The organism is Pseudonocardia pini, assembly GCF_013870575.1.
Taxonomy (GTDB): Bacteria; Actinomycetota; Actinomycetes; order Mycobacteriales; family Pseudonocardiaceae; genus Pseudonocardia; species Pseudonocardia pini.
Window position 1 is genome coordinate 1 of sequence record NZ_JACBXB010000058.1, and the last position, 13,672, is coordinate 13,672.

10 protein-coding genes and 1 pseudogene are annotated in these 13,672 nt (G+C 72.8%); 7 read left to right on the forward strand and 4 right to left on the reverse strand.

Going from position 1 to position 13,672, the window contains the following annotated elements; genetic code table 11:
• Both H5J29_RS06115 and H5J29_RS06120 read left to right on the forward strand, forming a co-directional pair.
• Window positions 1–627: pseudogene (locus H5J29_RS06115) on the forward strand (phage holin family protein); the annotation flags it as partial.
• 189 nt (window positions 628–816) lie between these two features.
• Window positions 817–1,521, forward strand: a complete 705-nt coding sequence (locus tag H5J29_RS06120) for an alpha/beta fold hydrolase (RefSeq protein ID WP_181779930.1) — start codon at window positions 817–819, stop codon at window positions 1,519–1,521.
• A 39-nt stretch (window positions 1,522–1,560) separates the two neighbouring features.
• Here H5J29_RS06120 and H5J29_RS06125 read toward each other — a convergent pair whose 3' ends face one another.
• The gene (locus tag H5J29_RS06125; RefSeq protein WP_181779931.1) at window positions 1,561–3,048 is read right to left on the reverse strand and encodes a long-chain-fatty-acid--CoA ligase; all 1,488 of its coding nucleotides are present in this window, start codon (window positions 3,046–3,048) and stop codon (window positions 1,561–1,563) included.
• Window positions 3,049–3,164: 116 nt separating this feature from the next.
• Between H5J29_RS06125 and H5J29_RS35785 the strand changes: the two genes are divergently transcribed.
• The 3 genes from H5J29_RS35785 to H5J29_RS06140 all read left to right on the forward strand — a co-directional run bounded on the left by H5J29_RS35785 (window position 3,165) and on the right by H5J29_RS06140 (window position 7,642).
• Entirely contained in the window at window positions 3,165–5,501 is a 2,337-nt protein-coding gene (locus tag H5J29_RS35785; protein ID WP_181779932.1) for an FHA domain-containing protein, read from the forward strand.
• A gap of 90 nt (window positions 5,502–5,591) precedes the next feature.
• Complete coding sequence (locus H5J29_RS06135; RefSeq protein WP_181779933.1) at window positions 5,592–6,374, forward strand: GIDE domain-containing protein; 783 nt, start codon at window positions 5,592–5,594, stop codon at window positions 6,372–6,374.
• Between the two features lie 95 nt (window positions 6,375–6,469).
• Complete coding sequence (locus tag H5J29_RS06140) at window positions 6,470–7,642, forward strand: CaiB/BaiF CoA transferase family protein (RefSeq protein WP_181779934.1); 1,173 nt, start codon at window positions 6,470–6,472, stop codon at window positions 7,640–7,642.
• 47 nt (window positions 7,643–7,689) lie between these two features.
• Here H5J29_RS06140 and H5J29_RS35790 read toward each other — a convergent pair whose 3' ends face one another.
• Entirely contained in the window at window positions 7,690–9,285 is a 1,596-nt protein-coding gene (locus tag H5J29_RS35790) for a trypsin-like peptidase domain-containing protein (protein ID WP_181779935.1), read from the reverse strand.
• 109 nt (window positions 9,286–9,394) lie between these two features.
• On the opposite strand from H5J29_RS35790, the gene H5J29_RS06150 reads away from it, so the two are divergent.
• Window positions 9,395–9,754 (forward strand): hypothetical protein, encoded by a 360-nt coding sequence (locus H5J29_RS06150; protein WP_181779936.1) that lies wholly within the window; start codon window positions 9,395–9,397, stop codon window positions 9,752–9,754.
• Here the strand turns inward: H5J29_RS06150 and H5J29_RS06155 are convergent, their stop codons facing one another.
• Window positions 9,755–10,921 carry a thiolase family protein gene (locus H5J29_RS06155; RefSeq protein ID WP_181779937.1) on the reverse strand — a complete coding sequence of 389 codons (1,167 nt, stop codon included), beginning with the start codon at window positions 10,919–10,921 and terminating at the stop codon, window positions 9,755–9,757.
• A 286-nt stretch (window positions 10,922–11,207) separates the two neighbouring features.
• Here H5J29_RS06155 and H5J29_RS06160 point away from each other — a divergent pair, with 286 nt between their 5' ends.
• Window positions 11,208–12,455, forward strand: a complete 1,248-nt coding sequence (locus H5J29_RS06160; protein WP_181779938.1) for a TMEM165/GDT1 family protein — start codon at window positions 11,208–11,210, stop codon at window positions 12,453–12,455.
• A 70-nt stretch (window positions 12,456–12,525) separates the two neighbouring features.
• Here the strand turns inward: H5J29_RS06160 and H5J29_RS06165 are convergent, their stop codons facing one another.
• Window positions 12,526–13,653, reverse strand: a complete 1,128-nt coding sequence (locus H5J29_RS06165; protein ID WP_181779939.1) for an acyl-CoA dehydrogenase family protein — start codon at window positions 13,651–13,653, stop codon at window positions 12,526–12,528.
• Window positions 13,654–13,672: the final 19 nt, after the last annotated feature.

Below are 13,672 nucleotides of genomic sequence, written 5' to 3' on the forward strand. Positions count from 1 at the left end.
CAGAAGGCGGGCGCGTCCCCGGCGAAGCACCGCACGGAGTCCGGCAGGCCGGGCGCGGTCACGCGGGTGGCGCCGGGGGTGGTGGTGTGCCCGTCGGGGCACGTGGCGATGGTGTCGTTCACCGAGCACCCCGGCCGGGTCGAGCTGGAGACGATCGAGCGCGAGTTCCCGGACCTGCTGCCCTCCCTGGTGGACCACCCGGGTGTGGGGTTCGTGCTGGTCCGCAGCGCGGAGTTCGGTCCGGTCGTGCTGGGGCGGGACGGGTTGCACCGGCTCGCGACGGGCGTGGTGATCGGCGAGGACCCGCTCGCGGACTACGGCGAGCACGCGGTCGAGCTGATCAGTCGCGTCGACACGTTCCCGCACTGCCCGGACGTCATGATCAACAGCCGCTACGACCCCGCGACCGACGACGCCTCGCCCTTCGAGCCGCACGTCGGCTCGCACGGGGGGATGGGCGGCCCCCAGAGCCGCGGCTTCCTGCTCGCCCCGACCGAGTTCCCCGAGGCGGGCGAGGTGATCGGCGCGGAGCACCTGCACCGCGTCTTCCGAGGCTGGCTGACCCACCTGGGCCAACCCGAGCCGGTGGGAGACCAGCCCGAGGTGGCCCCGGCCCCCACCCGGTGATCATCAGGCCCTCGCCGTGATCACCACTGTGCATGATCATCAGGCCTTGAGGCAGGTTCGGGTGCCGCGAAACCTGCGTGAGGGCCTGTTGATCACCGCGAAGCATGATCACCAGGCCCTCAGGGCTGCCGCGCCTCCCCGCGCCTGGCAGGCTGGGGCTCGTGACCGCAGTGGCGCGGGAGGTGGGGCATGGGTGACACGTACGTGCTGGTACACGGGGCGTTCCACGGCGGGTGGTGCTGGCGCCGGGTCCGCGAGCGGCTGACCGCGCAGGGCCACACGGTCCACACCCCGACCCTGACGGGCCTCGGCGAACGCGCACACCTGCTGGGCCCGGACGTCGGGCTCACCACCATGGTCCGGGACGTGGTCGGGGTGCTGGAGGCCGAGGAGCTCACCGAGGTCGTGCTCGTCGGGCACAGCTTCGGCGCGCTGCCGGTGCTCGGGGCGGTGGACCGCGCCGCCGACCGCGTCCGCCGGATCGTGCTGCTCGACGGCCTGGTGGTCCCGGCAGGCGGCCGGGCGTTCGACTCGGTCGATCCCGAGGTCGTCGCGCAGCGCGAGATCGACGCCAAGCGCCGCGGCCACGGCATCGCCATGCCGCCGCCCAGCGCGGAGTCCTTCGCCGTGACCGATCCCGAGGACGCGGCATGGGTCACCCGCAGGCTCAGCCCGCACCCGTTGCGCAGCTACCGGGAGCCGCTCGCCCTCGACGGGCCGCTCGGCAACGGCCTCCCGGTCACCTACCTGCGCTGCACCGACCCGGAGTACGCCCCGATCGCGGCGGGCCACGCCGTCGTCAAGGACGCGGGATGGGAGTGGCGCGACCTGCCCGCGGGCCACGACGCGATGATCACCGACCCCGACGCCACCACCGCCGCGTTGACCTCGTGAGTGGCGATAGGCGCCATGGCGACTATCGCCACCCACAGGTCAGGAGGTGGGGGGCTCGACCTCGCGGCGGAGGATCTTGCCGGTCGGGCCCTTGGGCAGCGACTCCACGAGCCACACGCTGCGGGGGTACTTGTACGCGGCGAGGCGCTCGCGGACGAAGGACTTGAGCTCCTCGGGATCCGCCTCGGCGCCCGGCTTGAGCGCCACGGCGGCGCCGATCTCCTCGCCGAGGTCGGCGTGCTTGATGCCGATCACCGCGGCCTCGGCCACGGCGGGGTGCTCGTAGAGGGTCTCCTCGACCTCGCGGGGGTAGACGTTGTAGCCGCCCCGGATGATCAGGTCCTTCTTGCGGTCGACGATCGTGTAGTAGCCGTCGGCGTCCTTCGTGGCGATGTCGCCCGTGCGGAACCAGCCGTCGGGGATGGACTCGGCGGTGGCCTCGGGGCGGTTCCAGTAGCCCTTCATCAGGTTCTCGCCGCGGATCGCGATCTCGCCGGGCTCGCCGTCGGCGACGTCCACGCCGTCGTCGTCGACCACGCGCATCTCGCACCCGCGGACCTGGAAGCCGATCGTGCCGGGCTTGCGCTCGTGGCCGGGCTGGTTGAACGAGGCGACGGGCGAGGTCTCGGAGAGCCCGTAGCCCTCGAACACCTCGCAGCCGAACTCCTTCTCGAACGACCTCAGGATCTCCACCGGCATGGCCGAGCCGCCGGTGATGCACGTGCGCAGCGACGACATGTCGGCCTCGCCCGCGTCGGGGGAGTGCAGCATCGCCGCGTACATCGTGGGCACGCCCTCGAACACCGTGACCTCGTCGCGCCCGACGACGGTGAGCGCCTTGGCCGGGTCGAACCGCGGGATCAGGGTCAACGTCGCCCCCGCACGGACGGCCGCGTTGAGCCCGCACGTGAGGCCGAAGACGTGGAACAGGGGCAGGCAGCCCATGATGACGTCCTCGGGGCCGATCTCGATCAGCGTCTCCACCGTGGTCGCCGCGTTCGACGCCATGTTGTGGTGCGTGAGCTCCGCGCCCTTGGGCTGTCCGGTGGTGCCGGAGGTGTACAGGATGACGGCGGTGTCGTCGTCCGCCCGCTCGACGGGCTCCTCGACCGGGGTGCCGCCCAGCTCCGTCGGCCCGGTCGCGGGCACCACGATCCCGGTGATCCCGACGGCCTCGGCCGCCGTGGGCACGACGTCTCCGGAGCCGTCCCAGCCGTAGACGACCTTCATCCCGGAGTCGTTGAGGTAGTACTCGACCTCGCGGGCCTTGAGCAGCGGGTTCATCGGGACCACGACGGCGCCGGCGAGCAGCGCGCCGTAGAACAGCACGGGGTAGGCGGGCACGTTCGGCAGGACGAGACCGACCCGGTCGCCGGGCTCCACGCCGCGTTCGCGCAGGTCTCCGGCCACCGCGGCGGCCGCGGCGTGCAGCGCGGTGTAGTCCAGCACGTAGTCGTCGAGCTTGATCGCGGGGCGCCCCCCGTGCTCGTGGGCGGTCGCCACGAGGTTCGCGGCCAAGTTCGTCATCGTCGACTCCACAGGTGTCGCGGGGCGGTGTGGCCGCGATCCTATGACTCGCGGGTAACCGGCGCACGCCCCCTCGATCCCTGCCCCGAACCGGACGGAGCGCTATCTTCCACCGCATGTCACCGCCCCCGTTGGAGATCGTCGTGGGGGGCAGGCGGCTGCCGGTTCCCGCCGGGCGGCCGTTCGTGATCGGCCGCGGCCCGGAGGCGGACCTCGACGTGGGCCATCCGCGGGCCTCCCGGCGGCACGTCGTCGTGGAGCTGACGGCGCAGGGCTGGCTGCTCACCGACGCCTCCCGCAACGGCACCTGGGTCGACGGCAGGCGCGTCACCTCGCTCCCGCTGGCGGGCCCGGTGAGCGTCCGGCTCGGCGACACGGACGACTCCGCCGTCGTCGAGGTCCGGCCCGCCCCGCACACCCCGACGGAGTCGGCGCAGCTCCCCCCGCCGGGTCTCGCAGGCCCCGCCGACGTCCTCGCCCGACAGGGTGGCGAGACCTCCGTCCGGCACGTCCTCACCACCCGGCTGACGGTCGGCAGACTGCCGGACAACGACGTCGTGCTCGACGACCTGCTCGTCTCCCGCCGCCACGCCGAGCTGCACCGCACCGGCCCCAGCTGGCGGATCGTGGACCTGGGCTCCGGCAACGGCACGTTCGTCAACGGCACCCGGATCACCTCCGCCGAGATCGGCCCGCGGGACGTCATCGGCATCGGCCACGCCCTGCTGCAGCTGCACGGGGACCGGCTCGTCTCCGCCGAGGACACCGGCGACGTCGGGTTCACCGTGCAGGGCGCGAGCGTCACCACGGACTCCGGCAAGACCCTGCTGCGGGACGTCTCGTTCGCGCTGCCCGGCCGGAGCCTGCTCGCTGTGGTCGGACCGTCAGGGGCCGGCAAGTCCACGCTGCTCAACGCGCTGACGGGCGCCCGTCCGGCCGACGTCGGCGAGGTCCGGTACGCAGGCCGCGACCTCTACGCCGAGTACGACGAGCTGCGCTACCGGATCGGCCTCGTCCCGCAGGACGACGTGCTGCACCCGCAGCTCACGGTCCGCCGCGCGCTCCGGTACGCGGCGCGGCTGCGCTTCCCCACCGACGTCACCGAGGCGGACCGGGAGCACCGGATCGACGAGGTCCTGACCGAGCTCAACCTCACCCAGCAGGCCGGGCAGCGGATCGACACGCTCTCGGGCGGGCAGCGCAAGCGCACGTCGGTGGCGCTGGAGCTCTTGACCAAGCCGAGCCTGCTGTTCCTCGACGAGCCCACCTCCGGCCTCGATCCCGGCCTCGACAAGTCCGTCATGCAGACGCTGCGCGGGCTGGCCGACGGCGGCCGCACCGTCGTCGTCGTCACGCACTCGGTGCTGAACCTGGACCTCTGCGACCGGCTGCTCGTGCTCGCCCCAGGCGGGCACGTGGCCTACTTCGGCCCGCCGCGCGAGGCGCTCGACTACTTCGCGACCCCGGACTACGCGGAGATGTTCCAGCTGCTCGAGCGGGTTCCCGGGGAGGCACTGGCCGCCCGCTACCGCGAGTCCCGCCAGCACGTGCAGTACGTGGCGCAGCCGACGATGGGGATGCCCCGGATCGTCGAGCGGGCGGCGCCGCAGGCCGCGCCCCGCCAGCAGGGGTTCGGGACACAGCTGTCGGTGCTGTGCCGCCGCTACCTCGCGGTGATCGCCGCGGACCGGCAGTACGCGCTGTTCCTGCTGGGGCTGCCGCTGGTCCTGGCCGCCCTGGCCCGGCTCGTCCCGGGCGACTCGGGGCTCAGTACGGCGGAGGCCATCCGGCTGCAGGAGTTCCAACCGAGCCAGCTCATGCTGGTGCTGATCCTGGGCGGCGCCCTGATGGGCATCGCGGCGTCGATCCGCGAGCTGGTGAAGGAACGGCCCGTCTACGTCCGCGAACGCGCGATCGGCCTGTCCCTGCCCGCGTACCTGATCTCGAAGCTGCTGGTCCTCGGCCTGATCACGGGGCTGCAGGCCGCGGTGTTCACGCTGCTGGCGCTCGTCGGGCGGCGGATGCCGGACGCGCCCGTGCTGCTCGGCTCCGGGCTGGTGGAGGTGCTGCTGGCCGTCGTCGGGGTGACCGTGGTGACGATGCTGCTCGGCCTCGTCGTGTCCGCGGCGATCGGCAATGCGGACCGCGGCATGCCGTTGCTGGTCCTGGTGCTGATGGTCGAGCTGGTGGTGTCCGGCGGCCTGTTCCCCGTGTTCGACCGGGCGGGCCTGGAACAGCTCGCCTGGCTGATCCCCTCGCGCTGGGCCTTCGCGATGGGCGCCGTGACCGCCGACCTCAACCTCACCGCTCGCGACGGCGCGGACCCACTGTGGACCCACGACGCCGCGCACTACCTGCTCGGCGCCGGTGTCCTGGTGGGCATGGGCGTGGTCCTGGTCGTGGTGACCGGCGTCGTGCTGAGGCGGCTGGACCCCGTGCGTCGGCGGCGCTAACGCACCCGCGAGGTGTGGTGGCAGCACACCTCACCCGGCGGGCTCCGATGCCTAGCGTTCTTCTCACATGACGAGGGAAGGACTTCGACGATGCTGTGGATCGGGATCATCCTGCTGGTGGCGGCCGGGGGCTGCCTGTGGGCCGCCTCCCGGTCCATGACCAGGACGCACGCCATGATGGCGGCCGAGACGCTGTCCGTCCCGGAACTGCTGGAGCTGCAGCGCATCTCCACCGAGCTGGTCGGGCCCGGGCGGTTCCGGAAGGTGTGCGAGGTCGTCGGCGAGACGGCCCCCGCGCCGGTCGGGATGCTGCGCTCGGAGCTCGCCGGGGTCGACTGCGTGTGGCACTCGTACCGGGTGCAGCGCCGCTACAAGCACTACGACCGGGACAACGACGGCGACACCCGCGTGACCACCCGCACCGAGACCGTCTCCGAGCAGACCTCGCCGCACGGCTGGGCGTTGCTGCGCGACGGACACACCATCGGCGTCGACCACGGTGGGCGCCGCCCCGACGGCGCCGAGCAGGTCGTGGACCGCTTCGAGCAGGCCCATGCCCCGCAGATGGCGGGCGTGGCGGGTGTCCTGGGCGCGCTCATGGGCGGCGACCGGGACGAGACGATCGGCTTCCAGCACACCGAGTCCGTGCTGCGCCCCGGCACCCGGATGTACGTCCTCGGTGAGGTCGACGACCGCGACGGCCCGCTGGTCATCCGCCCGCCGCGCGACTCCTCGACGCCCTTCGTGCTGTCCACGAGGACCGAGGAGGAGCTGACCGACTCCTCCCGCAAGGGCCAGCGGATCTGGGCGTTCGTGGGCGCGGGTGTCGCGGCCGTCGGCATCGCCCTGATCGTCCTCGCCGTCCTCCTCTGACGGCCGCCGAGAGCCCGCCGAGAGGAACCAGGGTGTCGTTCGATCATGCTCGCGACGACACCCTGGTTCATCTCGGCGTGGCTTAGGGTCGGGCGATGGCTCCCCTCGATGAAGGCCCGCCGCCTACCGGGCCGCTGGCCGGAGTGGTCGTCGCCGACTTCTCCCGTGTGCTCGCCGGGCCCTACGCCACGATGCTGCTCGGTGACCTCGGCGCCACCGTCGTCAAGGTCGAGGGCCCGGGCGGGGACGACACCCGCTCCTGGCAGCCGCCGACCGTCGAGCGCGGGGACGGGCCCGAGGCCACGTACTACCTCTCGATCAACCGCAACAAGCACTCCGTGGTCCTGGACCTCACCGACGCCGAGGACCTCGCCGCGGCACAGGCCCTGGCCGCCCGCGCGGACGTGCTGATCGAGAACTTCATGCCCGGCTCGCTGGCCCGCTTCGGGCTCGACGAACCGACCGTGCGCGCGGCCAACGACGGCGTCGTCTACTGCTCGATCAGCGGGTTCGGCGACGAGGGCGGGGCCGGGCTCGGGGGCTACGACCTGCTGGTGCAGGCCACGTCCGGCCTGATGAGCCTGACCGGCGAGGCGGACGGGCCGCCGGTCCGGGCGGGGGTCGCGGTGTTCGACGTGATCACCGGCCTGCACGCGGCGGTGGCGGTCGTCGCGGCGCTGCGCCACCGGGACCTCACCGGCGAGGGCCAGCACGTGAAGACCAACCTGCTGTCCGCGGCGCTGTCCAGCCTGGTCAACCAGACCTCGGCGGTGGTGGCGGGCGGGGTCGTGCCCACGCGGATGGGCAACGCCCACCTCTCGCTCTTCCCCTACGAGCCGCTGCCCACGGGCGACGGCGAGCTCATCGTGATCGCCGCCAACGACCACCAGTTCCGCAGGCTCTGCGGCGCGATCGAGGCACCGGAGCTGCTGGCGGACCCCCGCTTCGGCACCATGGTCGACCGCACCCGGAACCGGGAGGAGCTGCGGCCGCTGCTGCTGGCGAAGCTCGCCGTCCGCGGGGCCCACGAGTGGTTCGACGTGCTCAGCGCGGCCGGGGTGCCCTGTGGCCCGATCAACACCGTGGACGAGGGGATCGCGCTGGCGGAGAGCCTCGGTCTCGATCCCGTCGTGCACCCGGGCGGCGGGGTCGGGACGGTCCGCAACCCCGTCGACTACTCGGCCACCCCGCCGGACTACCGCCGGACCCCGCCCGCGCTGGGCGCGGACACCGAGGCCGTCAAGAAATGGTTGCAGACCGGGCGGTGAGGGGGTGCCGCCCGGCCTGCGAGGTCCCGGTCCGGTGAGACCGGGGGTCAGTTGCCGCCGCGTCCGAAGGGGTTCAGGCCGCCGAAGGGGTCCTGCTGCTGCGGTTCCTGCTGCTGCGGGGTGCCCTGGGTGGTGCCGCCGCTGCTGGTCGTGGCCCCGGTGTCCGGGGTGCTGCCCAGCGTGACCTCCACCGTGCGGGCCGAGGCGCCGGAGCCCACGGTCAGCGTGACCTTGTCGCCGGGGGCGTAGGAGCCGATCCGGGCGATCAGGTCGGAGAAGTCGCTGACGGAGGCGTCCCCGACCTTGGTCACGACGTCGCCCTGCTGCAGGCCCGCCGCCGCGGCCGGGCCGCCCGCGGTGACCTGCTCGACGGTCGCGCCGTCCGAACCGGAGGTGCTGCCGCCCGTGGAGCCCTGGACGCCGAGCACCGGCTTGGTGGCCTGCCCGGTGTTCATGATCTCCTGGGCCACCCGGCGGGCCTGGTCGACCGGGATCGCGAAGCCGAGGCCGACCGAGCCGCTGCTCTGCCCGGCGGTGGCGATCGCCGAGTTGATGCCCACGACCTGCCCGTCGAGGTTGACCAGCGGGCCGCCGGAGTTGCCCTGGTTGATCGGGGCGTCCGTCTGCAGTCCGTTGTAGACGATGCCGGAGCCGTCGTCGCCCTGGACGGCGACGGTCCGGTTCAGTGCGGACACGATGCCGGTGGTCACGGTGCCGGTGAGGCCCTGCGGCGACCCGATCGCGACGACCTGCTGGCCGACCTGCACGCCCGAGGTCTGGCCGAGCGTGGCGGCGGTCAGGCCGGACACGCCGTCGAGCTTGATGACGGCGAGGTCGTAGCTCGGCGAGGTGCCGACGACGGTCGCGGTGTGGGTCGTGCCGTCGGAGAGCGTGACCTGGATCTGGCCGGTGGAGCCCGCGACGACGTGGTTGTTGGTGAGCACGTCGCCGTCGGAGGTCAGGATCACGCCGGAACCCTCGGCGCTGCCCTGGGCGAGCTGCACCCGGATGTCGACCGTGCTGGGGGTGGCCTTGGCCGCCGCGGCCTGGACGCTGCCGTCGACCGGCGCGGAGGAGGTGTTCGAGGCGGGCTCGCCGGTGAGCGTGCTCCCGCTCGACGCGGTGGGCCGGTCCAGCAGCGCGTACGAGCCGCCGAAGCCCGCGCCGCCGCCGACGATGCCGGCGATCAGCGCCGCGGCCACGATCCCGACCATGGGGCGGGAGGGCCTGCGGGGCTTCTCGCCCTCGATCACGGCGGTGTTCCCCGGACCCTGGGGCGGGTCGACCGGACCGCCCGCGCCGGGCATCCCCGCGGCGCCGTAGGTGGGGCCGGGGTTGGGCTGAGCGCCGGAGTAGGGGCCGTAGGCAGGGCTGCCGTAGGGGCGGCCCTGGTCGGTGCCGGGCCCGCCGTGCTGGGCGTAGCCGGGCGTGCCGTACACGGAGTTGCCGTAGGCGTAGGGCGACCCGCCGCGGGCCTCGTCGGGCCGGGAGTAGGGGTCGGTCGGGTGGTCGGCGCCGTCGCTGCCGCCCCCCACGGTCGTGGTGGTGTGCTGGGTGGGGGAGTCCCCGGCGGTGGTGGCGCTCGAGTCGTCGTGCGCAACGTCCCCATCGGGCCGGGTCTGACCCCGCTGCTCGTCGGTCATGCCACTGACTGTGGGCCCTGAAGCTGAGATCTGCCTGTGCTTGCCCTGGGAAACGGTCGGCAGTCTTGCTGAGGAAACCCGGTTGCGTGTCAGGGTTATCCTGACAGACATGGACGACCTGCTGGAACGCGCTCTCGACGTGGACGTGACGGAGGCCGCCTCGGCGGCCGTACTCGCCGCGGTGGCCGAGGCGGAGCGCTACGCCGACGCCGTGATCGGGGTGCCGCCGCTGCCGGGCGGCGCGGAGTGGGAAGCGGAGCAGGGCACGGACCTGCCCGCCCGACGCGAGCGGGCGTGGCAGATCGTGCAGCTGCGCGTGGAGCTGGCCGCGGGCATGGACCCGCTCGGCACCCTCGTGGGGCTGCGCCGCACCGGCGCGACCTGGGAGCTCATCGGGCGGGCCGCCGGGATCAGCAGGCAGTCCGCGCACGAGCGCTGGGCCGGCCGCCTGGCGTTCCTGGACCAGTAGCTACAGGAGCTCGACGATGGTCGCGTTCGCGGTGCCGCCGCCCTCGCACATGGTCTGCAGGCCGTAGCGGATCGACCTGTCCCGCATGTGGTGCAGCAGGCGCGTCATGAGGATGGTGCCGGAGGCGCCCAGGGGGTGGCCGACGGCGATGGCCCCGCCGAGCGGGTTCAGCACCTTGTCGTCCGCGCCCAGCTCGGCCTGCCAGGCCAGCGGGACGGGGGCGAAGGCCTCGTTGACCTCGAACGCGCCGATGTCCGAGATCGACAGACCGGAGCGCTTGAGCACCTTCTGGGTCGCCGGGATGGGACCGGTGAGCATCATCAGCGGGTCCGCGCCGGACACCGCGCCGGAGTGGTAGCGGGCGATCGGGGTCAGCCCGAGTTCCTTCGCCCGTTCCGGGGTGGTGATGAGCACGGCGGACGCGCCGTCGGAGATCTGCGAGGCGTTGCCCGCGTGGATCACGCCGTCCTCGGTGAAGGAGGGCTTGAGCTTCGCGAGCTTCTCGGGGGTGGTGCCGCGGCGCAGACCCTCGTCCGCGGTGAACTCGTCCTTGCCCGGGATCCGGACCAGCTGGCCGTCGAAGGCGCCGGCGTCGATCGCGGCGGCGGCCAGCTCGTGGGACCGCGAGGAGTACTCGTCGAGGCGGGTCCGCGAGAAGCCCCACTTGCCGGCGATCCGCTCGGCGCCGACGCCCTGGTTGAAGTCCTCGTTCGGGAACTCGCCGCTGGTCAGGTCCGCGGCGTAGCGCTCGCGGACGAGCGAGCCGAAGGGGCGGCCGAGGTCGCGGCCCGCGCCGAGCGGCACCCGGGTCATCGTCTCGACGCCACCGGCCACGACGACGTCGTACTGGCCCGCCATGACCATGCCCGCGGCGAAGTCGAAGGCCGACTGGCTCGACCCGCACGCGCGGTTGATGGTGACGCCGGGGACCGTCTCCGGCCAGCCGGCGGCCAGCACCGCGTACCGGCCGATCTGCGCGGCCTGGTCGCCGACCTGGTTCACGCAGCCCCAGACGACGTCGTCGATCAGGGCGGGGTCGATGCCGGTGCGGCGCTGCAGGTCCTTCAGCACGTAGCCGGAGAGATCGGCGGGGTGGACGTCGGCGAGCGAGCCGTTGCGCTTCCCGATGGGGGTGCGCACCGCGTCGACGATGACGGCGTCGGGCATGGTTCCTCCGGAGGTCGTGTCCTGAACGAACGTACGACACGGAGGCCGCCGCGCGAAGGGGGGTGAAGCAGCTCACGCCTGGACAGCGGGCTGGATCGATGAGGTAGAGTGCGCGTCAGCGAAGGGGAGTAGCTCTCAACGTCGCGGTCGACATACTGGCGCTTTCGGGCGCCCGGCCGTGCGGCCTGGTTCGCCAGGCGAGCGAGACCTTCGATCCGGTTGTAGTCCGGATCGAAGTGGCCCCATTCCCACTCCGGTCCGGCCCGAGATCGAGGGGTTGGATGCGATGAACGGCGTGCTGAGCGCCTTCCTGATCAGCTTCGGCGTCATCTTCGTGGCCGAGCTGGGGGACAAGTCCCAGCTCATGGCCCTGACGTTCGCCACCCGGTACAAGACCTGGCCGGTGCTGATCGGGATCACGATCGCCACGTCCGTCGTGCACCTGGTGTCGGTCGCCGTGGGCTTCGGCCTCGGCTCCGCGCTGCCCACCGGCTGGATCGCGCTCGTCGCGGCGCTGGCGTTCTTCGTGTTCGGCGCCTGGACCCTGCGCGGGGACTCGCTGTCGGAGGACGAGCAGCAGAAGGCGGGCAAGGCGGCCCGCTCGGCGCTGATCGCCGTCACGGTGGCCTTCTTCCTGGCCGAGCTGGGCGACAAGACGATGCTGGCCACGATCACGTTGGCCACCCAGCACGGCTGGTTCGGCGTGTGGCTGGGGTCCACGCTCGGCATGGTCGCCGCCGACGCGTTGGCGATCGTGATCGGCCGCCAGCTCGGCAAGCGGCTGCCGGAACGGACGATCCGCTACGGCGCGTCCGTGGGGTTCGTGGTGTTCGGCGTGGTCCTGCTGTTCGAGGCGCTGGCGGAGCTCACCGGCCGCAGCGGCTGGGAGGTCGTGTCCGAGTCGCTGGACCACCACACCGGTGCCTGGATCGCCGCGGGCCTGGGGGTCGTCGCCATCGCCGCCGTCGGGTTCGGCAGGCGCTGGGCGCGGGACGGCGCGCGGCGTTCGCCGATGGCCGGCGGGCTCGGCAGCCCGTCCTGGTGGGCGCGGATCCTCGTCGGGGTGGCGTTGCTGCTCGGGCTGGCCGCGCCGATCCTCGTGGCGTTCGACGTCATCGAGCCGATCTCCGTCTTCAGCTCACCCGGGTGGATCGTCACCGGGGTGGGCGTGCTGCTGCTCGGCCTGGCGCTGGTCCTGGCCTCGCTGGTGCAGATGGGGTCGGCCCGCAGGCGCCACGGTCGCGACCTCGCGCTCACGAACAGCGGCCTGTACGCCAAGGTCCGCAACCCGGCCTTCACCGGCATGGTGATCGCGATGGCGGGCGCGCTCGTCATGGCCCCCACCGCGATCGGCGTCCTCGCCACGGTGCTCGTCGTGGTGGCGGTGCAGATCCAGACGCGCGCGGTCCGCGAGCCGGGCCTGAGCCAGGCGCTGGGCGAGGAGTACGCGCTGTACGTCACGCGCACCGGACGCTTCCTCCCCCGCCTCCGCACCCCCCACCCCGAGCCGACCCGCGAACGCACCGAGGCCTGAACAGGGCGTCATGGAGCCACAACTGTCGGATCGAGGCGTCGAAACGACGGTTGTGGCTCCATAGCGCGGGTCAGCTGTACCAGGTGGGCTCGGGGATCTCGTCGCGGAGCAGGTAGGCACCCACCTCGCGGCGCTTGTAGGCCACCGGGTCGTGCAGGGTGTGGGTGCGGACGTTGCGCCAGAAGCGGTCGAAGCCCAGCTCGGTGGTCGTCGAGCGGGCGCCGAGGCCCTCGAACACCCGGCTGGTCACCTCCAGCGCGACCTCCGTGGCCCGCGCCTTCACCGCCGCCACCCGGACCTCGTGCTCACCGCGCTGCCGCTCCGTGACGGCCGCCGGGGCCCGGTGGATCGGCAGGGCCTCGTCGGCCACCCGGTCGGCGAAGGCCTCGACCGCCCAGAGCTTCGCGCCCAGGTCGCCATAGAGGTCCAGCTGGTAGGGCTCGTCGACGGCCCGGTCCTGGCCGCCGTGCAGCCACGGCCGGGCGTGCGTGCGGGTGTACTCGGCGGCCTCCTCCAGGGCCCCGCGGGCGATGCCGAGGTAGAAGCTCACGAACACGAGCTGGATGGTCGGCACGTTGAGCGTGTTGTAGACGCGCGGGGTGAAGACCCTGTCCCGGAAGCCCGCCGCGGCCTCCCACGGCACCTGGACGTCGGAGATCGTCACGCTGCCGCTCTCGGTGAGCCGCTGGCCGAGGTTGTCCCAGTCGTCGTGGAAGGTGATCCCGGGCTGGGCGCTCGGCACGATCGCGAAGACGTGGGTGTCGGTGCCCTCGAGCACGCCTTCGAGCACCGTGACGTCGGAGACCTTGCTGCCGGTCGAGAAGGACTTCCGGCCGGAGTAGGAGATGTGGTCGCCCGCGTCGCGGATGACGACGTCGGTGTCCCGGGGGTTCACGGCGCCGCCGAAGAACCACCGGTCGCGGGTCGCCTCGGCCTCCACGGCCTCGATCTGCTCCGGGGTGCCCACGAGGCGGGCCGCCCAGAACCAGAGCAGGTGGTAGCCGAGCAGCTGGCCGATGGAGCCGTCCCCCGCGGCGACCTCGCGGATCACGCGGTAGGCGAGCGGCCACTCCTGGCCGCCGCCGCCGTGCTCGGTCGGGCCGAGCAGCGTGACGAGCCCGGACTCCTTGAGCAGCGCCACCTCCTCGTGCGGGGTGGCGCCTGCGCGGCAGCGGATCTCACCGGACACCGAGGACACCCAGGTCCTGAGGGACGTG